At 74.0% G+C, this 23,617-nt stretch carries 24 protein-coding genes and 1 tRNA gene; 16 read left to right on the top strand and 9 right to left on the bottom strand.

The annotated features are described in order from the left end of the window. Nucleotides 1-7: 7 nt before the first annotated feature. The gene (locus ACFQ80_RS02195) at nucleotides 8-1,207 is read right to left on the bottom strand and encodes an oxygenase MpaB family protein (RefSeq protein WP_430562389.1); all 1,200 of its coding nucleotides are present in this window, start codon (nucleotides 1,205-1,207) and stop codon (nucleotides 8-10) included. A gap of 192 nt (nucleotides 1,208-1,399) precedes the next feature. Further along, complete coding sequence (locus tag ACFQ80_RS02190; RefSeq protein WP_430548821.1) at nucleotides 1,400-1,834, bottom strand: TIGR03618 family F420-dependent PPOX class oxidoreductase; 435 nt, start codon at nucleotides 1,832-1,834, stop codon at nucleotides 1,400-1,402. Between the two features lie 189 nt (nucleotides 1,835-2,023). Here ACFQ80_RS02190 and ACFQ80_RS02185 point away from each other — a divergent pair, with 189 nt between their 5' ends. After that, nucleotides 2,024-3,442, top strand: coding sequence for a hypothetical protein (locus ACFQ80_RS02185; protein WP_430548822.1), 1,419 nt, complete (start codon nucleotides 2,024-2,026; stop codon nucleotides 3,440-3,442). A 79-nt stretch (nucleotides 3,443-3,521) separates the two neighbouring features. Continuing rightward, nucleotides 3,522-4,193, top strand: coding sequence for a DNA alkylation repair protein (locus tag ACFQ80_RS02180; protein ID WP_430562388.1), 672 nt, complete (start codon nucleotides 3,522-3,524; stop codon nucleotides 4,191-4,193). Between the two features lie 20 nt (nucleotides 4,194-4,213). Here the strand turns inward: ACFQ80_RS02180 and ACFQ80_RS02175 are convergent, their stop codons facing one another. Further along, nucleotides 4,214-4,906, bottom strand: a complete 693-nt coding sequence (locus ACFQ80_RS02175) for a hypothetical protein (protein ID WP_430562387.1) — start codon at nucleotides 4,904-4,906, stop codon at nucleotides 4,214-4,216. A gap of 177 nt (nucleotides 4,907-5,083) precedes the next feature. Between ACFQ80_RS02175 and eno the strand changes: the two genes are divergently transcribed. Further along, the gene (eno, locus tag ACFQ80_RS02170; RefSeq protein WP_430557988.1) at nucleotides 5,084-6,367 is read left to right on the top strand and encodes a phosphopyruvate hydratase; all 1,284 of its coding nucleotides are present in this window, start codon (nucleotides 5,084-5,086) and stop codon (nucleotides 6,365-6,367) included. Nucleotides 6,368-6,610: 243 nt separating this feature from the next. Continuing rightward, nucleotides 6,611-7,423: a septum formation initiator family protein gene (locus ACFQ80_RS02165; protein WP_430562386.1), complete on the top strand. Its 813-nt coding sequence runs from the start codon at nucleotides 6,611-6,613 to the stop codon at nucleotides 7,421-7,423. A 22-nt stretch (nucleotides 7,424-7,445) separates the two neighbouring features. Here the strand turns inward: ACFQ80_RS02165 and ACFQ80_RS02160 are convergent, their stop codons facing one another. Next, nucleotides 7,446-8,297 (bottom strand): IclR family transcriptional regulator, encoded by an 852-nt coding sequence (locus ACFQ80_RS02160; protein WP_430562385.1) that lies wholly within the window; start codon nucleotides 8,295-8,297, stop codon nucleotides 7,446-7,448. A gap of 71 nt (nucleotides 8,298-8,368) precedes the next feature. Between ACFQ80_RS02160 and ACFQ80_RS02155 the strand changes: the two genes are divergently transcribed. The 9 genes from ACFQ80_RS02155 (at nucleotide 8,369) to ACFQ80_RS02115 (ending at nucleotide 16,318) form a co-directional block, all read left to right on the top strand. Continuing rightward, a complete protein-coding gene (locus ACFQ80_RS02155) occupies nucleotides 8,369-9,424 on the top strand; it encodes a 2-dehydro-3-deoxygalactonokinase (protein ID WP_430562384.1) in 1,056 nt (351 codons plus the stop codon). Then, nucleotides 9,421-10,038 (top strand): 2-dehydro-3-deoxy-6-phosphogalactonate aldolase, encoded by a 618-nt coding sequence (locus ACFQ80_RS02150; protein WP_430562383.1) that lies wholly within the window; start codon nucleotides 9,421-9,423, stop codon nucleotides 10,036-10,038. Before ACFQ80_RS02155 ends, ACFQ80_RS02150 begins: the two co-directional genes overlap by 4 nt. Before the next feature lie 28 nt (nucleotides 10,039-10,066). Further along, nucleotides 10,067-11,215, top strand: coding sequence for a galactonate dehydratase (dgoD, locus tag ACFQ80_RS02145; RefSeq protein ID WP_430562382.1), 1,149 nt, complete (start codon nucleotides 10,067-10,069; stop codon nucleotides 11,213-11,215). 90 nt (nucleotides 11,216-11,305) lie between these two features. Beyond that, a complete protein-coding gene (locus ACFQ80_RS02140) occupies nucleotides 11,306-11,830 on the top strand; it encodes a DUF501 domain-containing protein (protein WP_430562381.1) in 525 nt (174 codons plus the stop codon). A gap of 67 nt (nucleotides 11,831-11,897) precedes the next feature. Beyond that, complete coding sequence (locus tag ACFQ80_RS02135; RefSeq protein ID WP_430562380.1) at nucleotides 11,898-12,878, top strand: exopolyphosphatase; 981 nt, start codon at nucleotides 11,898-11,900, stop codon at nucleotides 12,876-12,878. Nucleotides 12,879-12,981: 103 nt separating this feature from the next. Beyond that, on the top strand, nucleotides 12,982-13,314 hold the full coding sequence (locus ACFQ80_RS02130) for a PadR family transcriptional regulator (protein ID WP_430548833.1): 333 nt from the start codon (nucleotides 12,982-12,984) through the stop codon (nucleotides 13,312-13,314). Further along, entirely contained in the window at nucleotides 13,314-14,609 is a 1,296-nt protein-coding gene (locus ACFQ80_RS02125; RefSeq protein ID WP_430562379.1) for a hypothetical protein, read from the top strand. Before ACFQ80_RS02130 ends, ACFQ80_RS02125 begins: the two co-directional genes overlap by 1 nt. 112 nt (nucleotides 14,610-14,721) lie before the next feature. Further along, nucleotides 14,722-16,173, top strand: a complete 1,452-nt coding sequence (locus ACFQ80_RS02120) for an NAD(P)/FAD-dependent oxidoreductase (protein WP_430548835.1) — start codon at nucleotides 14,722-14,724, stop codon at nucleotides 16,171-16,173. A 71-nt stretch (nucleotides 16,174-16,244) separates the two neighbouring features. Then, nucleotides 16,245-16,318, top strand: a tRNA-Leu gene (locus ACFQ80_RS02115). A 39-nt stretch (nucleotides 16,319-16,357) separates the two neighbouring features. Here ACFQ80_RS02115 and ACFQ80_RS02110 read toward each other — a convergent pair. Together ACFQ80_RS02110 and ACFQ80_RS02105 are read right to left on the bottom strand one after the other, a co-directional pair. Continuing rightward, on the bottom strand, nucleotides 16,358-16,627 hold the full coding sequence (locus tag ACFQ80_RS02110; protein WP_430562378.1) for a hypothetical protein: 270 nt from the start codon (nucleotides 16,625-16,627) through the stop codon (nucleotides 16,358-16,360). A gap of 99 nt (nucleotides 16,628-16,726) precedes the next feature. Further along, nucleotides 16,727-17,647 carry a LysR family transcriptional regulator gene (locus ACFQ80_RS02105; RefSeq protein ID WP_430562377.1) on the bottom strand — a complete coding sequence of 307 codons (921 nt, stop codon included), beginning with the start codon at nucleotides 17,645-17,647 and terminating at the stop codon, nucleotides 16,727-16,729. A gap of 72 nt (nucleotides 17,648-17,719) precedes the next feature. Between ACFQ80_RS02105 and ACFQ80_RS02100 the strand changes: the two genes are divergently transcribed. The 3 genes from ACFQ80_RS02100 to ACFQ80_RS02090 are packed head-to-tail and all read left to right on the top strand — an operon-like array spanning nucleotide 17,720 to nucleotide 19,654. Continuing rightward, a complete protein-coding gene (locus ACFQ80_RS02100; protein WP_430562376.1) occupies nucleotides 17,720-18,658 on the top strand; it encodes an EamA family transporter in 939 nt (312 codons plus the stop codon). A gap of 10 nt (nucleotides 18,659-18,668) precedes the next feature. Beyond that, entirely contained in the window at nucleotides 18,669-19,073 is a 405-nt protein-coding gene (locus ACFQ80_RS02095) for a helix-turn-helix domain-containing protein (RefSeq protein ID WP_430562375.1), read from the top strand. Nucleotides 19,074-19,087: 14 nt separating this feature from the next. Next, on the top strand, nucleotides 19,088-19,654 hold the full coding sequence (locus tag ACFQ80_RS02090) for a YciI family protein (RefSeq protein ID WP_430562374.1): 567 nt from the start codon (nucleotides 19,088-19,090) through the stop codon (nucleotides 19,652-19,654). On the opposite strand, the gene ACFQ80_RS02085 is transcribed toward ACFQ80_RS02090, so the two are convergent. The 3 genes from ACFQ80_RS02085 to ACFQ80_RS02075 all read right to left on the bottom strand — a co-directional run bounded on the left by ACFQ80_RS02085 (nucleotide 19,651) and on the right by ACFQ80_RS02075 (nucleotide 23,524). Next, nucleotides 19,651-20,259 (bottom strand): ClpP family protease, encoded by a 609-nt coding sequence (locus tag ACFQ80_RS02085; RefSeq protein WP_430562373.1) that lies wholly within the window; start codon nucleotides 20,257-20,259, stop codon nucleotides 19,651-19,653. The two genes, ACFQ80_RS02090 and ACFQ80_RS02085, sit on opposite strands and share 4 nt — an antisense overlap. 11 nt (nucleotides 20,260-20,270) lie before the next feature. Then, complete coding sequence (locus tag ACFQ80_RS02080; protein WP_430562372.1) at nucleotides 20,271-20,927, bottom strand: ClpP family protease; 657 nt, start codon at nucleotides 20,925-20,927, stop codon at nucleotides 20,271-20,273. Nucleotides 20,928-21,028: 101 nt separating this feature from the next. Continuing rightward, nucleotides 21,029-23,524 (bottom strand): hypothetical protein, encoded by a 2,496-nt coding sequence (locus ACFQ80_RS02075; RefSeq protein ID WP_430562371.1) that lies wholly within the window; start codon nucleotides 23,522-23,524, stop codon nucleotides 21,029-21,031. Nucleotides 23,525-23,617 lie beyond the last annotated feature (93 nt).

Below are 23,617 nucleotides of genomic sequence, written 5' to 3'. Positions count from 1 at the left end.
GGGGGCGTCAGACGCCGGGGCGGTTGCCGTCGGGGATGGTGATGGGCGTGGTCTTGCCCGACTCGCCCTTGTTGAGGAACGCCATGCCGAGCGCCTTGACGAACTGGTCGAACAGGCGGAACGACACGGGCGCGACGGGGATGAGGCCCTCGCGGAACTTGATGTATGCCGGCCAGACGCTGCGGATGAGGGCGCGGGAGGCCGGGTCGCGCTTGAGGTTCAACCACTCGGCGACGTCCTCGCCCAGCTGGTAGACCACGAACTCGTTGAGGAACCCGCGCGTGACGCCGAGGTCGACCTGGGCGGTGAGGCCGAGGAGCACCTCGGCGAGGTCCTTGCCCTCGGGCGTGGGCGCCAGCAACGGCGTCAGCACCTGCTCGGACTGGGCGTGCGCGTCGGCCCAGGTCGCGGGGATGTACTCGTCCATGACGCCCAGGAAGTGCAGCGCCACCTGCCAGTGGTGCAGGAACGCCTCCTCCTCCGCCGCGGACATCCTGATGCCCCACTTCTTCATGGTCTGGTGGGCGAAGGTGCCGGTGCTGTGGAAGGTGACGAGGATGTCCATGTTGCTGATCGGGATCGTCTCGTCCGCGACCGCCTTCCAGTACGGGGACTGGGGCAGGAGGTGGCGCACGGCCGCGTGCACCATGCGGGTCTTGTTCGCCGTGACGATCATCTGGCCGTCGGGCTCGTAGGCGTTGAGGTCGGTGAGGTCGTAGCCGAACGTGAACGTCTTCGCCGCCCGGTCCTGCATGTCGGCCCCGCCCTTGGACCAGTACACGGACTTCGCCTCGCGCGGGATGACGGTGCTCATGATGCCGCCGCCGAGGCCGTAGATGAGGAAGAGGTACAGGTCCTTGCGCCGGTTGAAGTCGGCGGCGAGGCGCAGCTTGTCCCGGTCGGCCCAGTCGGGCAGGCGCGTCGAGCGCTGCAGGAAGCCGGCCAGGTCGGCCGGCAGGCCCGCGGGGACGGGGTCGTCGTTGTCGACCCAGTCGCCGATGGCCTGGTTGACGGCGGGCACCTGGCCCGTGTCGACGACGGAGGCCATGATGGCGTCGATCTCGTCGTCCCAGACCCACAGCGGGTCGACGCCGGTGCCGCTGCCCGACAACGATCTGGCCGGTGACCAGGACCAGGCCGCCCCGGGGGCGACCGCGCCGGACAAGCCGAGCGCGGCTCCCAGCGTCAAGAGGGTGCGTCGTTTCATCTCGCTCACGGGACCACCTGTTTCCGACGGGGATGGACCGCGCTGCGGCATCGTCGTCGACGCCGGCCAGAGACGTGCGGCCCATCCGGATGTGATTGGCCGTTCACTTGTGATTCGCCGTTAACATATGACCGTTGGCGGCGCGGCACAACCCCTGGCCGGGACACGGTGGCCCTCGACGTGCTCGCCCCGTCAGCCGAACGACTGCGCGGCGGCGTGCTCCACGTCGACGAGGAAGGCGACACGCTCCTCCCCGCGCGGGTAATCGGCACCGGTGTGCACGCGGGCGATCCTGTCGACGACGGCCCACCCGCGGTCGCCGTCGAGCACCTGAACGACGCGGCCGCGCAGCATGGCCATCTCCCAGGGACGCTCGGTGTGCGTCACGGACACGGCGACGCGCGGGTCGCGCCCCACGTTGCGTGCCTTCTGCGAGCGCGGGCCCGTGAGGAACGCGAGGTGGTCGCCCTCCCACGCCACCCACAGCGGCACGCTGTGCGGCGAGCCGTCGGCCAGCAGCGTCGCCAGGTGTGCCACGTGGGGCTCGGCGACGAGACGGCGGGCGGTCTCGGGCAGGTGGGCGGGACCGGGCAGCGGGTCGAGGCGGGGCTCGGGGGCGGTCGTCATGACGGGTCGACCCACGCGGGCGCCGGGAATGAGCGCTGGTGCCGCACCCGGGTGGATTTGCCGTCCCGCCAGGTGGAGCGCGGCTTCCGTTCCTAGCATGAGGAGCGGACGGCGCGGCGCGGGCTGGCCGCGCCCTCCGCGAGGGCCCGCGACCCGCGGGCCGGGCACGGGGCGGCGGACGGGGACGCGATGAGCGGCACGATCGACGACGGCGGCACCGGGGTGCCGGGCGACGCGGCGGCTAGGCTCGCCGCGCTCGAGCGCGAGAACGCCGAGCTGCGCGCGCGGCTCGCGGCGGTCGGCGGCCAGCCCGTCGTCGTGGCCGCGGCGCCGGCGGCGTCCCGCGAGCCGCGCCACCGCGGCCGGGCCGCGGCCGCCGTCGTGCTCGTCGTCCTCGGCGCGCTGCTGGCGCCCGTCGCCGTGGTGGCCGCCTGGGCGGAGCGCACGCTCACCGACACGGACCGGTACGTCGCCACGGTGGGGCCGATCGCCTCGGACCCGGCGATCCAGGGCGCCGTCGCCGGCCGGCTCACCGACGTCGTGATGGAGCAGATCGACGTGAACGCCATCGTCGGCACGGTGGTCGACGGCCTGGAGGAGCGGGGGGTCGGGCCGCGGGCGACGGAGGCGCTCACCCAGCTCGAGGGCCCGCTGACCAGCGGCGTCGAGTCCTTCGTGCGTCGCGCGGCCGACGGCGTCGTGACCAGCGACGCGTTCGAGGACGCCTGGGTGCAGGCCAACCGGGTCGCCCACCAGCAGCTCGTCGCGACGATGCGCGGCGAGGGCGGGGAGCTGCTGCAGATCGGGCAGGACGGCCAGCTCACCATCCAGCTCTCCGGCATGATCGACCTGCTCAAGCAGCGGCTCGTCGACCGGGGTCTCGGCATCGCGGCCCGGATCCCGGAGGTGAACGCGACGTTCACGCTCATGCAGACGTCGCAGCTCGTGCAGGTGCAGAACCGGTACGCGCAGGTCGTGGCGCTCGGGACGTGGTTGCCCTGGATCTCGCTCGGCCTGCTGGCCGCGGGCGTGCTCGTCGCACGGCACAAGGCGCGCGCCCTGGTCGTCGCGGGCCTGGCGCTGGCGGCCGCGATGGTGGTGCTCGCCGTCGGCCTCGCGATCGCGCGGGGGATCTACCTCGACGCCCTGAAGGACGTGGTGCTGCGGCTGGACGCGGCCGAGGTGCTGTTCGACCAGGTGGTGTCGTTCCTGCGGGTCACGCTGCGCACGGTCGGCGTGCTCGGCCTCGTGGTCGCGATCGTCGCGTACCTGGGCGGGAGCAGCGCATCGGCTCGGTCGCTGCGCGCGGGCGCGGGCCGCGGGTTCGCGCGGCTGCGGGACTACGGCGAGGGGCGCGGGGTCTCGACCGGGCCGGTGGGCGACTGGCTGGGCCGGTACCGCACCGTGGTCCGCGTGGCGATCATCGTCCTCGCTGCACTGGTGCTGCTGCTCGCGGGCAGCCCCACCCCGGGGCTCATCATCGGCACGGCGCTGGTGGCGGGCGTCCTCATCGCCCTGCTGGAGCTGGTGGCGCGGCCGCCCCGGCCCGACGTCGAGGCCGCGACCGGCGCGCCCGACGTCCCCGACGTGGCGCAGCCCAGCCGCTGACGGTCGGCGCCGCGCCGACGCCGGCCGCCTGAACCGCGCGCGCCGGGCAGGTGCCGGCCCGGGTCCCTACCGTGGTCCCGTGGACCTCACCGCCGACGCCGTCGTCGCCGACCTGCACGCCGTCGCGGACCCGGCGGCGCACCCGAACCGGCACTACGCCGGGAGCGGCGAGGTGCTCGGCGTCCGGATGGGCACGCTGTTCGACGTGGCGAAGCGGTACGCCGCGATGCCGCTGGACCAGGTGCACCGCCTGCTCGACGAGCCCGCTTACGAGCCGCGGCTCGCCGCGTTCTGCGTGCTGGACTTCGCCGTCCGGCGCCCGCGCGTCACCGACGCCGAGCGGGAGGCGCGGTACCGCACCTACCTCGACCGGCACGACCGCATCGACACGTGGGACATGGTCGACCGGGCGGCGCCGCGCGTCGTCGGGCTCTACCTGCGCGACCGTTCCCGCGAGCCGTTGTTCGACCTCGCCCGCTCGGACGACCCGCTGCGCCGCCGCACGGCGCTGACCGCGCCGCTGGCGTACACGCGGCCGCCGCACCCCGCCGGGATCGCCGACCTGCTGCGCCTCGTCGAGCTGCTGCACACCGATCCCGACCCGGTGGTCCGCAAGCCGGTGGGCATCGCCCTCAAGCACGCCGGTGGTGCGGATCCCGCGGCCGTCCGCGCCTTCCTGGACCGGATGGGCGACGCGCTCGCGCCGCCCCTGCGGCGCGAGGCCCGGCAGAAGCTGCCCGACGAGCGCTGACCGGTGCCGGCCCGGGCGGGTCAGTCGCCCGCGGCCCGCCCCAGCTCGCCCGCGATGCGCTGCTCGAGCGCGTCGGTGGCGGCGTCGGGCAGCACGACGATCCCCTCGAGCTCCTTCATGGCCCGCCGGTACGCGGACTGCCGCTCGGCCTGCGACGAGCCCTCGTCGTCGGCCATCGCCAGGAGCTTCTTCGCCCGGTCGAGGGCCTGCCGCTCGGCGGGGGAGAAGTCGGACGCACGGCGCCGCTTCGCCTCCCGCTCCGCGACGTCGAACCGGACCTGCATCTCGCGGACCGCGTCGCGGTAGCGGTCGAGGCGGCGGCGGTCGCGCAGCTCGTCCAGGTCGTCGGGTCGGAGGTCCTCGGCCGCCCGGCGGGCGCGGTGGAAGTCGACGGTGACCTGCTCCCGCATGTCGGACATCAGCGGGAACTCGAGCGACTTCACGGCGTCGAGCTCGTACGCCAGCCAGCGCTGCTGCGTCGCGTCGTGCGCGGCCACGGTGCGCTCGATCTCGCTGGTCAGGGCCTCCTCGTCGGCCTGCGCGGCCGGGGCGGCGGGCGGCGGGGCGCCGTGCTTGATGCGGTACATCTCGAGCTTGTCCTGGCGGCGCTGCCGGTCCCAGCTCGAGATGCCCCGCGCGGCACCGCCGACGGCCGGGCCGACGAAGAAGATCAGCCACCAGTACGAGCCGAGGAAGTCCCAGACGCTGTCCACGGGGTCCACGCTATCGGCGCGACCGTGACCGCTGGGTGGTCGAGGGAGCCACCGGGTGGACGCCGGTCTAGGCTGGGCGGGTCAACCCAGCACCGTCGCGGGCGTCAGCGGCCCCGGGCACCTTCGCCTGGGCCTTGCCGCGCGGTCGCCCGCGAGCCCCGTCTGAAGGAGCAGCCCGTGGCAAGCATCGAAGCCGTTGGAGCACGCGAGATCCTCGACTCGCGCGGCAACCCCACCGTCGAGGTGGAGATCGCGCTGGACGACGGCACGTTCGCCCGTGCGGCGGTCCCGTCGGGCGCCTCGACCGGCGCCTTCGAGGCCGTCGAGCGTCGTGACGGCGACAAGGGGCGCTACCTGGGCAAGGGCGTCGAGGGCGCGGTCAACGCCGTCATCGACGACATCGCCCCCGAGCTCATCGGCTACGACGCCGAGGAGCAGCGCATCATCGACCAGACGCTGATCGAGCTGGACGGCACCCCGAACAAGGGCAAGCTGGGCGCCAACGCGATCCTGGGCGTCTCGCTCGCCGTCGCGAAGGCTGCCGCCAAGTCGGCCGGCCTGGACCTGTTCCGCTACGTGGGCGGCCCGAACGCGCACGTGCTGCCCGTGCCGATGATGAACATCATCAACGGCGGGTCGCACGCCGACTCGACGGTGGACTTCCAGGAGTTCATGATCGCGCCGATCGGCGCGCCGACCTTCAAGGAGGCCCTGCGCACGGGCACCGAGGTCTACCACGCGCTCAAGAGCGTGCTGAAGGGCAAGGGCTTCTCCACGGGCCTCGGCGACGAGGGCGGCTTCGCCCCCGACCTGCCGTCGAACTCCGCCGCCCTGGACCTCATCGTCGAGGCGATCGAGAAGGCGGGCTTCACGCCGGGCTCCGACGTCGCCATCGCGATGGACGTCGCCGCGACCGAGTTCTTCAAGGACGGGGCGTACCACTTCAAGAACGGCGAGGTGCACTCCACCGAGGACATGATCAAGCTCTACGAGGGCCTGGTCGCGAACTACCCGATCGTCTCCATCGAGGACCCGCTGTCCGAGGACGAGTGGGCCGCCTGGACGCAGTTCGTCTCCGAGGTCGGCGACAAGGTGCAGGTCGTCGGCGACGACCTGTTCGTCACCAACCCCGAGCGCCTCGCCCGTGGCATCGAGGAGAAGGCCGCCAACTCGCTGCTGGTCAAGCTCAACCAGATCGGCACGCTCACCGAGACGCTCGACGCCGTCACGCTCGCGCAGCGCAACGGCTTCACGACGATGACCTCGCACCGCTCCGGCGAGACCGAGGACACCACCATCGCCGACCTGTCCGTCGCGACCAACGCCGGCCAGATCAAGACCGGTGCCACCGCCCGCGGCGAGCGCATCAACAAGTACAACCAGCTCCTGCGCATCGAGGAGGCGCTGGACGACGCCGGTCGTTACGCCGGCCGTTCGGCCTTCCCGCGCTTCCAGGGCTGACGCCCCCGGACGCCGCACGACGACGGCCGGTCGCTCCCTCGGGGGCGACCGGCCGTCGTCGTCCCGTGAGGTAGTACGAGCCGTGCCGAGGTAGTGGTCCCACCTACTGCCTCGGCGCGATCCGGACTACCTCGGCGCGATCCGGACTACCTCGGCGCGATCCGGACTACCTCGGCGGGTCTGCTCGCGGGCGCGCCGACGACGGTCCCCGGCCCGGGCGGTGCGGCTCGGCAGAATCGGGGCGTGCCTGCCCGTCGCCCGACCTCGCCCGCCGCCCGCCGCCCGGCGTCGCGGCCCTCGGGGGCGCGCGGCGGCTCCGCACGGCCCACGACGACGTCGAACGCGTCGGTGGGCACCAAGCCCAAGGCGCCGGCGAAGGGCACGAGCAAGGCCGCGAGCAACGGCACGAGCAAGGGCGCCGGCAGCGCGAAGGGCGCCGCCCCAGCCTCCGGCAAGGGCTCCGGAAGGGGCTCCGGCGCGAGCGCCGGCAAGGGCACGGCGAGCGGGCGACGCGGGTCGCGTCGCCCGGCGGGGCCGGCGCGCGAGGACCGGCGCCGCAGCCGTTACGGGCTGGTGCTGCCGGAGGTGCTCACCGTCCGGCTCATCGTGCTGTCGGTGGTCGTGCTGCTCGCGGTGGTGCTGCTGCTGCCGACGGTGCGCGGCGCCGTGTCGCAGGCCCACGAGCTGGACCGGCTGCGCACCGAGCTGGCCCAGAACCGGGCGGAGCGCGACCGTCTGGAGGTGGAGCTCGGTCGCTGGGAGGACCGGTCGTACGTCGAGGAGCAGGCGCGGTCGCGGCTGAGCTTCGTCATGCCGGCCGACAAGGTGTGGCGCGTGGTCGACCCGGACGCGGCGGGGGACGACGACGTCGACCCCGTGACGGGCGAGGCCGTCGGGTCCGGCCCGGTGGGGACGTCCACCGGGCCGAGCGTGCCCTGGTACCAGTCGGTCTGGGAGTCGGTGCGGGTGGCCGACGGCCCCGCCGGCACGGACGACGCCACCGACGACGAACCCGAGCCCGGCGGCTCGGGAAGACCGTCGCCCGGAGCCGGCTGAGCGGCGCCGGACGACGCGGCGCTCAGCGACCGCCCGGCCGGTGGCCGAGCCCGGCCGCGACGGCCGCGGCGGCGTCGAGCACGACGGGCACGAGCGACTCCACCCGCGCGGGCGGCATGTACGGGCGGGTGGCGGAGACGCTCACGGCGGCGACGACGGCGCCGGACGCGTCGCGCACGGGCGCGGCGACGCAGAGGATGCCGGGTTCGTTCTCCTCCAGGTCGAACGCGACGCCCCGGCGGGCGGACGCCTCCATGACGGCGACGAACTCGTCGGGCGTGAGCACGTCCGCCGCGGGGCCGTCCGAGGCGTCCCCGCCGACGCGCCGCTCGGCGACGAACTGCTCGCGCCACCGCTCGGGCTGGTCGAGCAGCAGGGCCTTGCCCACCCCGGTGCGCGTGAGCGGCATCCGGTGCCCGACCCGCGAACGCATCTCCGCGCCGCGGGTGCCGGGGATCTTGTCGAGGTAGAGCACCTGGCCGCGGTCCTCGATGGCGAGGTGCGCGGTGTCCGAGACCCGGGCGGCGAGCGCCCGGAGCGGCCCGGCCGCGACGTCGGCGACCGGGTTCTCCTGCAGCGCCTGGTAGCCGAGCTCGATGAGCGCCGGGCCGAGCGCGTACCGCCCGTCGTCGAGCTGGCGCACGTAGCCGGTCGCGAGCAGCAGCTGCAGGAGGCGGTGGGTGGTGCTGCGGCCGACGCCGGTCTCGGCGGCGATGTCGCGCAGGCGTCCGTGTCCGCGCGCGACGGCGTCGACGACGGCGATGCCGCGGGCCAGCGTCTGCGTGCCGGGGGGCGGGGGCGCCGCCGGGGCGCGGGTGCCGGCCCGGGCCCCGGGAGGGGGCGTCGGGGCGTCCGGGGAGGCGGAGGGGCTCACGGCGAGGAGCGTATCCCGATAATAGGGACGCGGTTCTCATAGTCGGGATCGGCTGCCTACCGTTCCCGATCATGGCCGATGACGCACCCCGGCGCGACGCAGCGCTCGTCGCCCTCGACTGGGGCACCTCCAGCTTCCGCGGTTGGCTCCTGGACGCCGCGGGCGGTGTCCTCGACGAGGTCCGCACGGACGACGGCACCCTCCGCTGCTCCGCGGGCACCGGCTCCGCGCCCGAGCGCGCCGCCGCGTTCGAGCGGACGTTCGCGCGCCTGTGCGGGCCCTGGCTCGAGCGCCACCCGGACCTGCCCGTGCTGGGCGCGGGCATGGTGGGCTCCAACCACGGCTGGGCCGACGCGGGGTACCTCGACGTGCCCGCCCGGCTCTCGCGGCTCGCCGACCACCTCACGCCGGTGCCGGCCGCCGGTTCCGTCGTGCACCTGGTGCCCGGCCTGCGGGTCGTCGGACCGGACCCCGACGTGCTGCGCGGGGAGGAGGTGCAGCTGCTCGGCGCGCTGGAGGAGACCCGCGAGGAGGGCGGGGCGCCGCTCGCCACGGCGGTGCTGCCCGGCACGCACTCCAAGTGGGTGCGCCTCGACGGCGACCGCGTCACGGGCTTCGCCACCGTCATGACCGGCGAGCTGTACGGCCTCCTGCTGCGCGACAGCATCCTGGCCCGCCTCGCCGAGGACGGCCCCCACGGCGACCCGGCGGCCGGGCGGGATGCCGTCGACCAGGAGGCCTTCGACCGGGGCCTCGACACCGACGCGCGGCGGGGGGACGAGCGCGGGCTGGCGGCCCTGCTGTTCACGGCCCGCACCCTGGTCATGGCCGGCGCGCTCCGGCCTGCCCAGGTGGCGGACTACGTGTCGGGCCTCCTCGTCGGCTCGGAGGTGCGGCACGCGCTGCGCGCGGACCCGGCCGCGCTCGTCACGGTGTGCGCGTCACCCGCGACCGCGCGGCGCTACCGCCGGGCGCTCGAGCGCCACGGCGCCGCGGTGCGGACGGCCGGGGAGGACGTCGCGGTGCGCGGCCTGTCGCGCGTCGCCCGCGACGCCGGGCTCGTGGCCGGCGCCCGGACCCCGCAGGACCCCACGACCCTGCCCAGCACGGAGGAAGGAACCTCATGACGCACCGACCCACCGGCCTCGTCGCCATCCTGCGCGGCATCACGCCGCCGGAGTCCGTCGACGTCGCGACCGCCGTCCTCGAGGCGGGGTTCGACGCCGTCGAGGTGCCGCTCAACTCTCCCGACCCGTGGGCGTCGGTCCGCCGCATCCGCGACGCGGCCGGCCCGGACGCCCGGGTCGGCGCGGGCACCGTGCTCACGCCCGAGGACGTGCGCCGCGCCGCCGACGCCGGAGCCTCGCTCGTCGTGTCGCCGAACACGCGGCCCGACGTCGTCGCCCAGACGGTGCGCCTCGGGCTGGAGAGCTACCCGGGGGCGGCGACGCCCACCGAGGCGTTCGCCGCGCTCGACGCCGGGGCCACGGCCGTCAAGCTCTTCCCGGCCTCCGCGGTCGGGGTGTCGGGCCTGCGCGCCTGGGCGAGCGTGCTGCCGACCGGCACGGCGCTCGTCCCGGTGGGCGGGGTCGACGCCACGAACCTGGGCGAGTGGGCGCGCGCCGGCGCGGCGGGCGCGGGCCTGGGCACCTCGCTGTACCGGCCGGGCGACGCCGCCGAGACCGTCGCCGCGCGCGCCGCCGAGCTCGTCCGCGTCTGGGCCGACCACACCGACCACTGACCACGCGTCACACGCTGAAAGGCAAGCCGTGAAGATCACGTCGTTGACGACGTTCGTCGTCCCGCCCCGCTGGCTCTTCCTGAAGATCGAGACCGACCAGGGGATCGTCGGCTGGGGAGAACCCGTCCTGGAGGGCCGTGCCGCGAGCGTCGCGGCCGCCGTCGAGGAGCTGTCCGACTACCTGGTGGGCAAGGACCCCCGGCAGATCGAGGACCACTGGACCGTGCTGTACCGCTCCGGGTTCTACCGGGGCGGCGGCGTCCACATGAGCGCGCTGGCCGGCATCGACCAGGCGCTGTGGGACATCAAGGGCAAGGCGCTCGGCGTCCCCGTGCACGAGCTGCTGGGCGGGCGGGTGCGCGACCGCATCAAGGTGTACTCGTGGATCGGCGGCGACCGGCCGGCCGAGACCGCCGCGGCCGCGCGGGAGGCCGTCGCGCGCGGCTTCTCCGCCGTGAAGATGAACGGCCCGGAGGAGCTCCAGTACCTCGACACCCGGGACAAGGTCGAGAAGGTCGTCGCCAACGTCGCCGCCGTCCGCGAGGCCGTGGGGCCCGACGTCGGCATCGGCGTCGACTTCCACGGGCGCGTGCACCGCCCGATGGCGCGCGTCCTCCTCGAGGCGCTGGAGCCGTACCACCTGATGTTCGTCGAGGAGCCGGTGCTGTCCGAGCACGTCGACGGCATCGCGGACGTGCTCCGCGCGTCGAGCACGCCGATCGCGCTGGGGGAGCGGCTGTACTCGCGGTGGGACTTCAAGGACGTCATCACGTCCGGCGTCGTCGACGTGATCCAGCCCGACCTCTCGCACGCCGGCGGCATCACCGAGGTGCGCAAGATCGCGGCGATGGCGGAGGCCTACGACATCGCCGTCGCCCCGCACTGCCCGCTCGGGCCGATCGCGCTCGCCGCCTGCCTCCAGCTCGACGCCGTCGCGTACAACGCGGTGATCCAGGAGCAGAGCCTGGGCATCCACTACAACACCTCCAACGACCTGCTCGACTACGTCGTCGACCCGACCGTCTTCGCCTACTCCGACGGGTCCGTCGAGATCCCGCGCGGCCCCGGCCTCGGCATCGAGGTGGACGAGGACTACGTGCGCCAGCGGGCCGCCGTCGGGCACCGGTGGCGCAACCCCGTGTGGCGGCACGCCGACGGCTCGTTCGCGGAGTGGTGAGCGGGCGCACCCCGGCAGCGGCGCGACCGGGGCCGGGCCCGGGGGAGAATGGGGGCTGCCCCGCCCGCGAACGCCCCGAGGACCGCCCCTATGACCGACCACTCCGCCCCCGTCGGCGACGCCGACCCGACCGTGGTCACCGAGCGCGACCTCGAGGTGCTCGCCGAGCAGCTCGGGCGCGAGCCGCGCGGCGTCGTCGGCATCGCCGCGCGCTGCGTGTGCGGTCGCCCGCTCGTCGTGCGCACCGCGCCGCGGCTGCCCGACGGCACGCCGTTCCCGACCACGTACTACCTCACGCACCCGGGGGCGGTCGCGGCCGCCTCGCGGCTGGAGGCGGACGGCGTGATGAAGGAGATGACGGCGCGCCTCGCCGAGGACGAGGAGCTCGCGGACGCGTACCGCCGGGCGCACGAGCACTACCTGGCGCGGCGCGCCGAGCTCGGGCAGGTCGACGAGATCGAGGGCATCTCCGCCGGTGGCATGCCCACGCGCGTCAAGTGCGTCCACGTCCTCATGGGCCACGCGCTGGCCGCCGGTCCGGGCGTGAACCCGCTCGGCGACGAGGCGCTCGCGCTGGTGCGCGACCAGTGGCGGCCCGACCGCTGCAGCTGCTGAACGACGTCCGTCACACGTCCCGGTCCCGAGAGGCGTGGCGTCGGTGTCGGATGAGATCGTGTCGCCCGTGACCGAACGCCCCGCGCCCTCCGCACCCTCCACGTCGACCCGGGTCGCCGCGATCGACTGCGGCACCAACTCCATCCGCCTCCTGGTCGCCGACGTCGCGCCCGGCGGCACCCTCACGGAGGTCGACCGGCGGCTGCGCATCGTGCGCCTCGGCCAGGGCGTGGACCGCACGGGCGAGCTCGCCCCGGAGGCGCTGGCGCGGACGCTGGAGGCATCGCGCGAGTACGCCGCGGTGATCGCCGAGGCAGGGGCCACGCGGGTCCGCTTCGTGGCGACGTCGGCCACGCGCGACGCGCGCAACCGGCGGGAGTTCTTCGACGGCGTCCGCGCGGCCGTGGGCGTCGACCCCGAGGTGGTCTCCGGGCGTGAGGAGGCGGAGCTCTCCTTCCGCGGCGCCACCGCGGGCGTGGCCTCGCAGCACCCCGGGCCGTACCTGGTGGTGGACCTCGGCGGCGGCTCGACCGAGCTGGTGCTCGGCACGACGACGCCGGAGGCCGCCCTCTCGCTCGACGTCGGCTCGGTGCGGATGACGGAGCGCCACCTGCACTCCGACCCGCCGGCGCCGGCCGAGGTGGAGGCCGCGCGCGCCGACGTGCGCGCCGCGCTCGACACGGCCGCCCGGACCGTCCCGTTCGGCCGGACCACGACGCTCGTCGGCCTCGCCGGCTCGGTGACGTCCGTGACCGCGCACGCCCTGGGGCTGGCCGAGTACCGGCGCGACGCCGTGCACGGCGCCGTCCTGGGCGTCGACCGGGTGCTCGCCGCGTGCGACGACCTGCTGCACCGCAGCCGCGAGCAGCGCCTCGCCCTCGGGTTCATGCACCCCGGTCGCGCGGACGTCATCGGCGCGGGCGCGCTGGTCTGGGCGGAGGTCGTGCGGCGGGTGCGCGACGACGTCGCCGCCGCGGGCGGCGAGCTCGCGGACGTCGTCACCAGCGAGAGCGACATCCTGGACGGCATCGCGCTCTCCCTCGCCTGAGCGCACGCCGGCCGAGACGCGCCGACGGCTCGTCGGCGCGTCGCCTGTACTACTGCGCATCGCGCACTAGTGTCTGTCGCGAAGCAGTCGGGAGGAGAGGTCGATGGACACGACGCAGCTGCTCAAGGGGGTGCTCGACGCGGCGGTCCTCGCCGTCGTCGAGGACGAGGACGGGTACGGGTACGACGTGGTGCGGCGCCTGCGCGCCCGAGGGCTCGACGACGTGGGCGACGCCTCCGTCTACGGGACGCTCCGGCGGCTCTACGCCGCAGGGTCTCTCACCAGCTACGTGGTGCCGTCGGGGGCGGGCCCGCACCGCAAGTACTACGGCATCACCGCGCACGGGCGGCAGACGCTCGCGATCCAGCGCAAGGAGTGGCAGGAGTTCGCCGGCACCGTCGGCGGCCTCCTCGGGAAGAGGGACGAGGCAGCCTGATGACCAGCATCGCGCCCGGCGAGGACGCCGGCACCGCCACGACCGCGACGTCGCTCGCCGACGTCCTCGCCACGCACGCCCGGGGCTACGCCCAGGCGGTCCGCCTCAACCTGGCAGACCTCGGGCCGGAGGTCGTGGACGAGCTGACCGACGGGATGGAGGCCGACCTCGCCGAGGCGTTCACGGAGGCGACGGCGCCGCTGAGGGCGGGGCGGGCCCGGTCCGACGACGACGACGTCGCGCTCGACCTCGTCGCGCACTTCGGCCCGGCCGCGGACTACGCCGCCGAGCTGCGGGCAGCCGCCGGCCTGCCCGCCGAGCTGCCGGGCGCACGGAGGCGTGCGGGTGCGCGGCCCACGCTCGCGGCCCGGCGCGTCCTGCTGGGCGAACGGTGGCGCCGGGCCTGGCAGCCGGTGACCAGCACTCCCGCATGGGCGCGGCTGCGCGGGCTGGGCCGGGACGTGCGGCCGGCGTGGTGGGTGGCGCGCGGCTGGATCGTCGGCGCGCTGCTCGTCGCCTTGTTCACGCGGTCGACGGACGGTCAGCCGTCGCTCGTCCCGGAGGGAGCGGGAGACCTGTTGGTCATGGGCGGGTCCGCCCTGGTGAGCGTGCAGTGGGCGCGCGGTCGATGGCTCCCGCGCCGGTGGCAGCCGCGGCTCACGGTCGCGGCGTCGCTCGCCGCGGTGCTGCTGGTGCCCGCCGTGGCGGTCGCGACGCACGACGAGTCCGTGCGGGGCTCGGCCTCGGGCGGCAGCTCGTACGACGCCGGCTACAGCGCCGGGCACTCCGACGCGCTGAACGTCGGCTACGGCGACGGTGCCGAGGGCGACGGCGTCTGGGTGGACGGCGAGCCCGTGGCCAACCTCTTCGCCTTCGACGCGAACGGCGACCCCATCAAGAACGTCCAGCTCTTCGACGACCGCGGCCGGCCCGTGCGCACCGTGACGACGGAGGGAGACGAGCAGGCATGGTCGGTGCCCGACCTCGACGGCATCTGGTACTTCCGGCCGGCGACGGCGGACGACGGCCGCAAGCGGTGGAACGTCTACCCGATGCGCGCCGTGCCGGAAGAGGGCATGGAGTGGTCGGAGGACGGCGGATCGTGGCAGCCGCAGGTCGGCGTGCAGCCCGAGGACATGCCCTGGCCCTTCCTCAAGGCACCGACCGCGATCGGCGAGCGGACGGGCGGCGCGACGGAGGAGGACCCGGCGCCGGAGCCCTCCGCGGAGAGCACCGCCGGTCGCTCGGGCGGCGCCGTGGCCAGGACGACGGCCGCCGTGGCGACGGGCCGCTGACCTGCGGCTCCGTGGGGCGGCGGCACCCCCGCCGGCGCGCCACGGAGCGGGGGAGGGTCACGGGCTGGACGGCCCGACTGCATGCCCCCGGCACGGTCGTAGAATGGTGTTCATGCCTCAGAACGTTCTGTCGTCGGACACCTCTGTCCAGGACGCGCCCGCCGCGGCCCCGCGGCCCCGCAAGGTGCCCCGCATCGTCGTCCTCGGCGGTGGTTCCGTCGGCCTCTACGCGGCGCGTCGCCTGCGCCGCAAGCTCGGCAAGCAGGACGCGGCGATCGTGGTCGTCGACCCGCGGCCGTACATGACCTACGCGCCGTTCCTGCCGGAGGCGGGCGCGGGCTCGATCGACGCCCGCGACGTCGTCGCCCCGCACCGCAAGGCGCTCAAGGGCATCGACGTGCTGCAGGGCCTGGTCAACCACATCGATCACGCCGGCCACAAGGTCACGATCCACCCCGAGGAGGGGCCGGACTACGAGGTCTCGTACGACCAGCTCGTCATCGGCCTCGGCTCGGTGTCCCGCACGCTGCCCATCCCGGGCCTCGCGGAGAACGCGATCGGCTTCAAGAACGTGGAGGAGGCCATCGCGGTCCGCAACCACGTGCTCAACCGCATGGACGTCGCCTCGTCCACCTGGGACGCGGACGCGCGCAAGCGCATGCTGACGTTCACGTTCGTCGGCGGCGGGTTCGCCGGTATCGAGGCCCTGGCCGAGATCGAGGACATGGCGCGCTACGCCACGCGCAACTACCCGACGATCGACGCCGAGGACCTGCGCTTCGTCATGATCGAGGGCTCGGGCCGCATCCTGCCCGAGGTCTCCGAGCCCATGGGCCTGTGGGCGCTCGACGAGATGAAGAAGCGCGGCATCGAGTTCCACCTCAACACGTTCCTGTCGTCCTGCGTCGACGGGCACGTCGTCACCTCGACGGGCGTCGAGTTCGACACCGAGACGATCGTGTGGACCGCGGGCGTCAAGGCGAACCCGGTCATCAAGGAGGAGTCGGACCTCCCGTTCGACCGGATGGGCCGCGTCATCGTCAAGCCCACGCTCCAGGTCGCGACGGAGGACGGCGAGATCGTCCCCGACGCCTGGGCCGCGGGCGACTGCGCCGCCGTGCCGGACGTGCTCAACCCGGGCCAGTTCTGCCCGCCGAACGCGCAGCACGCGATCCGCGAGGCCACCAAGCTCGCCGACAACCTGGTCGCCGTCCTCAAGGGCCAGCAGCCCGAGGACTACGCCCACAAGAGCGTCGGCGTCGTCGCGTCCCTCGGCCTGTACAAGGGCGTCGCGGAGCTGTTCGGCTTCCTCAAGCTGCGCGGCCCGCTCGCGTGGCTCGCGCACCGCGGCTACCACGTCATGGCGATGCCGACCGGCAACCGCAAGGTGCGCATCCTCATCGGCTGGATCGGCCAGTTCCTCATGGGCCGCGAGATCGTGTCGCTCGGCTCCCTGCACGACCCGCGCGACGAGTTCCGCAAGGCGTCCGTGCCGCCGAAGCAGCCGGGCGAGAAGGTGGAGCAGAAGGCCGAGTCGTCGGCCGCGCGCGCCGAGAAGGGCTGACCTTCCCTAGTACCGTGAGCGGGCGTCGGCGATCTCCCTCGAGAGGTCGCCGGCGCCCGCTCCGTCGTCCCGCCCCCGTAGCCCAACTGGCAGAGGCAGCCGGCTTAAACCCGGCCCAGTCCCGGTTCGAACCCGGGCGGGGGCACGTGTCGCCCGCAGGCGCCGGTCAGCGGGACGCTGCTGGTCACTTCCAGTAGTGGAACTCGTAGAGCCAGGGCCGAACCGAGCTGTCCACCTTGTACTGGCAGCTGTGGTAGACGCGGAGGGTGTATCCCTGCGCCGCCAGGGGGGCGGCCGCCGAGGCGTACGCGATAGCGCACTGGGTCTGCGTGGTGAACCGCTTGGCCACCTTGTTGACGGCGGCCTCGGCGGGCAGCGCGGTGCCCACCCCGATGCCGAGTGCGAGCAGTCCCGCGAGCGTGCTCCCGAGGATCGACGTACGGCGCCTGCGCATCTGGCTCCCTTTCGTCAGGGTGGCCCGGCCGGGTGCCGAGCCGCGAATGTCGGGATCGTAGCGGGTGTCGCCGCAGGTGGCGCGGGGTATCCGGGCGCGTCAGGCCGTGCCTGGACCCGTCATGACGGTCTCGACGTCGGCGCCCGCACGGCGGAAGGCGTCGACGACGCGGCGCACCGCGAGCCGCTCGGCGCGGTCGGGGCGGAGGACGGCGGAGACGTGCCGCGCGGACGCGATGTCGGCGAGCTCGCGCAGCACGAGCCGGTCGCCGGTGGGCGTGGTGAAGCGGGGCAGGACGGCGACCTGGTCGCCGGCGGCGACGAGCGCCTCGATGAGGCGGTTGTCGCGCAGCCGCTGGACGACGCGCAGCTCGGCCCCGGTCGCCTGCTCGACGGCGAGGCGCACGGTGTCGAACGGGTAGCCGAGGGGCACGCCGATCCAGTCCTCGTCGACCAGGTCCGCCGGCCGTACGCGCGGCAGGCGGGCCAGCGGGTGCCCCGCGGCCATCGCGATGTCGAGCGGCTCGCGGGCCAGCGGCACGACGGTGAGCCCCTCGGCCCCGGCGGGCCGCACGCTGGTGAGCGAGTGCGCGACGACGACGTCGTGGTCCGCGGTGAGCGGACCGTACTCGGCCTCGGCGATGTCGACGTCGACGCACCGCAGGGTGAGGGCGGTGCCCTCGAGGTCGGCCATGGCGCGGGGGAGCAGGAACGTGGCGGCGCTGGCCAGGGCCGCCACGGTGACCGTGCCGGACGGCTCGCCCTGGAACTCGTCCCAGCGGGCCTGCACCTGCGCGAGCGCGGCGGCGACGCTGGCCCCGCCCTCGGCCAGCAGCCGGCCGGCGTCAGTGAGGCGCAGCCCGCGGCCGGACGGCTCGACGAGCGGGGCGCGCAGCTCGCGCTGGGCGGTGCGCAGCTGTTGGGAGACGGCCGACGGCGTGCGGTGGGTGGCGCGGGCGACGGCCGTGACGCTGCCCCGGTCGGCGAGCTCGCGGAGCAGCTCGAGGTGCCGGACATCCATGAAGTCAGCCTACAGACACGATGAAGCAACTTTCGCTTGTCCTTCACCGTGCCGCCGGGTGAGGCTGGGCGCATGCCCGCCCGCCACCGGCTGCTCGCCGTCCTCGTCGCCCTCCTGTGGGGGTTGAACTTCATCGCCATCGACGCGTCGCTGCAGCACTTCCCGCCGATGTTCCTCGTCGCGCTGCGGTTCGCGCTCATCGCGCTGCCGACCGTGTTCCTGGTGCCGTGGCCGGACGTCCCGGTGCGCTGGGTGGTCGGCTACGGGCTCGGGTTCGGCGCGCTGCAGTTCCTCTTCCTGTACTGGGGCATGGCGGCCGGGATGCCCGCCGGGCTCGCGTCGCTCGTGCTGCAGATGTCCGGCCCGTTCACCGTGCTGCTCGGCGCCACGTTCCTGCGCGAGCGCGTGAGCGGCCGGCAGGTGCTCGGCATCCTCGTGGCCGTCGGCGGGCTCACCCTGGTGGCGTGGCAGCAGGCCGCGACCGCCACCGTCGTGCCCTTCCTGCTCACCCTGGCCGGCGCGTTCGGCTGGGCGATCGGCAACATCTGCAACCGGCAGGCGAAGCCGCAGAGCCCGCTGCGCCTCACCCTGTGGATGTCCGTGGTGCCTCCGCTGCCGATGCTCGCGCTGTCGCTGCTGGTCGAGGGGCCGGGAGAGATCGCGCACTCCCTCACGTCGTGGGACGACCCGGGGGCCGTGGGCGCCGTCGTCGGCCTGCTGTACACGGTGCTCGTCGCGACGGTGCTCGGCTCCGGCGTCTGGACCTGGCTCATGGCCCGGCACCCGGCGGGCGTGGTCGCCCCGTTCTCGATGCTCGTGCCCGTGGTCGGGATGTCGGCGGCCTGGGTGCTGCTCGGCGAGCGCGTGACCCCGCTCGAGGGCCTCGGCGCCGTGCTCGTCGTCGGCGGGGTCCTGTTCGGCAGCACCCGGGCCGCCCGCCGCCTTCTGCCGTCAGCAGAACGGCCGACCGCGGAGCCGCTGGCGGAGCCGTCGGCCGCCGGTCGCGGGTAGCGTCGTCGGCATGACGGCGGACACGGGGTTCGGCACGACGACGACGGAGCACGTGCGCGAGCCGCTGCTGCGGCACCTGGTCGGGGCGATCCTGCGCCGGGCGCGCCTGGCGCAGGGCCGCACGCTGCAGGAGGTCTCCGGCACGGCGCGCATGTCCACGGCGTACCTGTCCGAGGTGGAGCGCGGGCGCAAGGAGGCGTCGTCCGAGGTGCTCGCCGCGGTGTGCGCGGCGCTCGGCATCCGGCTCGTCGACCTCGTCGCCGAGGCGCACGACGCGCTCGCCGCGAGCGCCGAGCACCAGGAGCGCGTCCGCGTGCTCACGTCCCTGCGCGACCGGTCGCCGTCGTCCCGGCACGTGCGCTCGGCGACGGCCGTGCGCACGACGATGTCGGACGTCGTCGCCCTCGCCGCGTAGCGCCGGCGCCGAGCATGGAGTTCTTCGTCTACCACCGTGACCGTGCCGGGTCGATCGCCCTGCGCGAGGCGCTCAACGACGAGCACCTGGCCTACATGGACCGGTTCGCGGACGGGATGATCGCGCGCGGTCCGACGACGACGGACGGCGGCGAGACGCTCACCGGGAGCGTGCACGTCCTCGACCTGCCCGGGCCCGAGGCCGCCCGGGCGTTCGCGTTCGACGAGCCCAACTACCAGGCCGGCGCGTACCGCGACGTGCTGCTGCGCCGGTGGCGCAACACGCTCGGGCGCACGATGTGGGACTACCCCGGCGGGCCGGAGGGCGATCCCCGGTACCTGGTCCTCGGGCTCGGGTGGCGGGGGACCGGCGAGCCCCTGGTCGCGCCGGGAGCGGGGGTCGGCCTGGTCGCGGCGGGACCGCTCCTGTCGGACGACGGCGCCGCGGTCCTCGGCGCCGCCGTGCTGGTCGAGGCCGCCGGGCCCGACGACGCCCGCCGGGTGCTGGTCGCGGACGACTACGCGGACGTCGAGGTCCACGACTGGCACGTCGGCGGCCGCCCGGTGGCGCGGGACGGCTAGGCCGCGGCGCGGTCCGACAGCTTGCGCGAGGTGACGACCGCGTCCGCCACCCCGTAGTCGACGGCGTCCTGGGCCGACAGGATGAGGTCGCGGTCGGTGTCGGCGCGCAGCCGGTCGGCGGTCTGCCCGGTGTGCCGGGCCAGGAGCTGCTCGGTCTCGGCGCGCAGGCGCAGCACCTCGCGCGCCTGGATGGCGAGGTCGGACACGGTGCCCTGCCCCTGGGTGGACGGCTGGTGCAGCAGCACGCGGGAGTGCTCCAGCACCGTGCGCTTGCCGGGCGTGCCGGCGGCCAGCAGCACCGCGGCGGCGGACGCCGCCTGCCCCATGCAGGTGGTGGCGACGTCGCTGCGCACGTACTGCATGGTGTCGTAGATCGCGGTCATCGCGGTCGCGGAGCCGCCGGGGGAGTTGATGTACAACCCGATCTCCTGCTCGGGCGCCTCGGACTCCAGGTGCAGCAGCTGCGCCATGACGACGTTCGCCACGCCGTCGTCGATCTCGGTGCCGAGGAAGATGATCCGGTCGCGCAGCAGGCGGGAGAAGACGTCGGAGTAGCGCTCTCCCAGCGGGGTGCGCTCGACGACGTTCGGGATCGTGTAGCTCATCCGCTCGTCCATCACAGCCCCGCCTTCCGGCCGCCGGCCGACGGCCGCACGTCCTCGACGCTCTCGACGATCCGGTCGACCATGCCGTACTCGACCGCCTCGGTGGCCGTGAACCAGCGGTCGCGGTCGCTGTCGGTGGCGATCTGCTCCACCGTGCGGCCGGTGTGCTGCGCGATGAGCTCGTGCATCACGCGCTTGGTGTGCTCCAGGTTCTCCGCCTGGATCGCGATGTCGACGGCGGTGCCCCCGATGCCGGCCGACGGCTGGTGCATCATCACCCGCGTGTGCGGCAGCACGTAGCGCTTGCCCTTGGTGCCGGTGGTGAGGAGGAACTGGCCCATGCTGGCGGCGAAGCCGAACCCGACCGTCACCACGTCGTTCGGCAGCAGCCGCATGGTGTCGTAGATGCCGAGCCCCGCGGTGACGGAGCCGCCGGGGGAGTTGACGTACAACGCGACGTCGGACCGCGGGTCCTCCGCCGACAGCAGCAGGAGCTGCGCGACGACGCGGTTGGCGACGGCGTCGTCGATCTCGGTGCCGATCACCACGATGCGCTGGTGCAGCAGCCGCGCGGTGAGCTGGTCGTCGAAGGCGGGCGCGGTGGGCGGTGCCGGTGTGCTCAGGGTCGGTGTGCTCAGGGTCGGGGTGCTCTGGATCGGTGTGCTCATGTCCCCACCGTCCGACGACGACGGCCGCAGCGGGAGGGTTCTCTGCCGGGAGCGCATCTGCTCAGGGCAGATCCGGCGGGAACCCTCTCGCGGGCGGGCGGTCAGAGTCGCGGGAACCAGCGTCGTCGCACGCCGACGAGGACGAGGCCCACGAGGACCAGGACGATCGCCGCCACCATCAGCCCGACGTCACCGAAGCCGGTGGATGCCAGCGCGCCCGGCAGCGGGGCCTGGGACGACGGCGGTGCGTCGGCGTGCGGTGCCCCGGGCCGTTCGTCACCTCGACCGGCGGGCCCGTCGGAGGCATCCGGGGGCACCGCGTCGTCGCTGCCGTCGCCACTGTCGCCACCACCGCCACCGCCACCGCCACCGCCACCGCCACCGCCACCGCCACCGCCACCACCACCGTCGTTGCCACCGTCGCTACCGCCATCGCCCGGCGGGTCGGTCGGGTCCGGCTCGTCCGGCGGGTCGGTGGGGTCGGGCTCCTCGGGTTCGGCGAGCGTCCCGCCGCCGAGCCATGCCGTCGTGGTCGCGTCGTCGAGCGTGCCGACCTCGTCTCCCTGCGGCGCCTGGACGCCCACGGGAAGGCTCGTCGCCTCGAACCGAGCGCTGCGGACGGTACGTGGCAGCTTCGGGTGGTCGCGCTCGAACTCCGCCTTCGGCGTCTGGTCCCGCGGCGCGTCGGGGAGCACGATGCCGCCGAAGATCTCGATGTAGAACTCCTGCTCGCCGTGCTCGTACTCGTAGCGGTACTGCACGGTCTTCAGCAGCTCGCGGTACTCGTCGTACACGTCCTTCGGGTCGTACTCGGTGCGCGCCGGCCAGGCGCTGACGTCGCCCGAGCCGATGACGTCGTGGAAGGCTCCCGGGCGCTCCGCGTCGCGGTCCTTGATCCACTCGGCGGCGACCCGGGCCGTGTAGACGCGGCGCAGGTCCGCGTACTCCGGGGCGGAGTTGACGTAGTCCTCGAGCGGTTGCTCGAAGTCGTCGACGATGCGCTGCGTGTTCCGCTCGACCATCTTCGGGGGCGCGTCCTGGCAGACCTCGTTGCCGGGTACCTCCCAGTCCACGTCGAACGGCTCGATCTGGACCTGCAGCGGGGCGTCCAGGATGTAGAGCTGGTCGTCCTCGACGCGCACCTTGGCCGGCTGCGGCTCGATCCACAGCCGGGTCCAGTCGGAGCAGATCAGGCCGTCGTCGGTGCGCTCCAGCGACTCCCAGTGCTTCTTACCCTGCTCCGTCTCGGGGCGCATGAGGTCGTTGAGGCTCTGCTTCATCTCCAGGTCCGCCTCGAGCAGCACGCGACCGGCGTCGGTGGAGCCGAACTCCTCGTCGACGATGGTGTCCGGCGTGTCCGGGTTGAGGTTCACCCAGAACTGCTCGGGGTCGAGCGCGAGCCACGTCATGAGGGCGTCGGAGGACAGGTCCAGCGCGGCCTCGCCTCCGTACCCGGGTTCCGCCACGCCGTCGTCGGGGAGCTCGTCCGCCGAGAAGGCGTACCCGTAGTCGCCCGCCTTCGGGTCATCGGTGACGTAGCGCAGCTCGAGGGAGCGCCAGTCGATCCCGCCGGGGCTGCGCGGCATGAACCCCTGCCGGCGGCCGTCGGCGCCGAACGAGGCCTGCATCCGCTGGCCCTCGCGGGCGAGCGCCGGGGTGCGTCCCGACCGCTGGGCGAGATCCTTCGCCGGCCCCGCCGTCGAGCGGCGCGGGCACGTCGCCGAGAGCGTGGACGGGCCCGCGGACTTCGGGGCGGGCCCGCACGTCGGGTTCATCGCGGTGCTCGACGACGGTGACGGGTTCTTCTGGACCGCGGTGGAGCGCAAGGTCGTGTGCTCGACCTTGTGCGTGCGCATCTGCTCGAGCTGCTTCGGTGTCGGCTCCTTGCTGAAGATGTAGACGACGCGCCAGCCCTTCGCGCGCAGCGCGGCGTCGGCCTTGAGCTGGCTGGCGCGCAGCGAGGAGTTCCCTGACTTGACCTCGTACGCGATCTTGAGGGTCCGGTTGACCGAGTCGTAGCGGCGGTTGGAACCGAGCTTCTGCTCCTTCGCCAGCTTGGTGTCCTCGCACATCCAGCTCGGGCCGCCGAGCTTGAGCCGCCGACCCACGTTCCCGTGGAACGCGTCGCCGCGGGCGTCGTTGGCCTGGTTCGGGATGTAGGAGTTGCGCCACTGGTCCCACCCCCACGTGCCCTTGTAGACGTTCCATCGCCGGATCATGCGGTCGCGGGAGCCGACCGGGAACGTCTTGTAGCTCCCCTTGAGCTTCTTCAGCTCGGCCTTCGTCGGCTCCTTCTCGCCGCTGAGGTGCTCGGCCGGGTTCTCGTACTCGTAGTCGGCGATCGTCTCGGCGTGGCCGCTGGGCAGGCCGCCGCCGGGCAGGTCGACGGGATCTGCCGCTTCCGAGATGCCGTCGATGAGCTCGTCGCACTGGACGTTGAACTTGGGCGCGCCCTCGCTGGCGAGTCCGGGCACCAGTACGAGGGAGACGGCGAGCACGAGGGCTGTGGCCATGGCGGACGCGACGGCGCGTCGCAGGCGGTCGCGTCGCAGCACGGCGGCGGTGGACTCGTCGACCTCGTTGGCGTGCCTGCTCACGACGCTCTCCTTCGACGCGGGGTGGGTCTGCCGCCGGGGTGGTCACACGTCTGTGACGCAGGCAACCCTCCCGACGGTAGCCAGGAGCGACCG

This window comes from Isoptericola sp. NPDC056578 (assembly GCF_042793275.1).
In the GTDB taxonomy this organism is placed as follows: Bacteria; Actinomycetota; Actinomycetes; order Actinomycetales; family Cellulomonadaceae; genus Isoptericola.
This window is presented reverse-complemented; position numbering and strand designations above follow the sequence as displayed.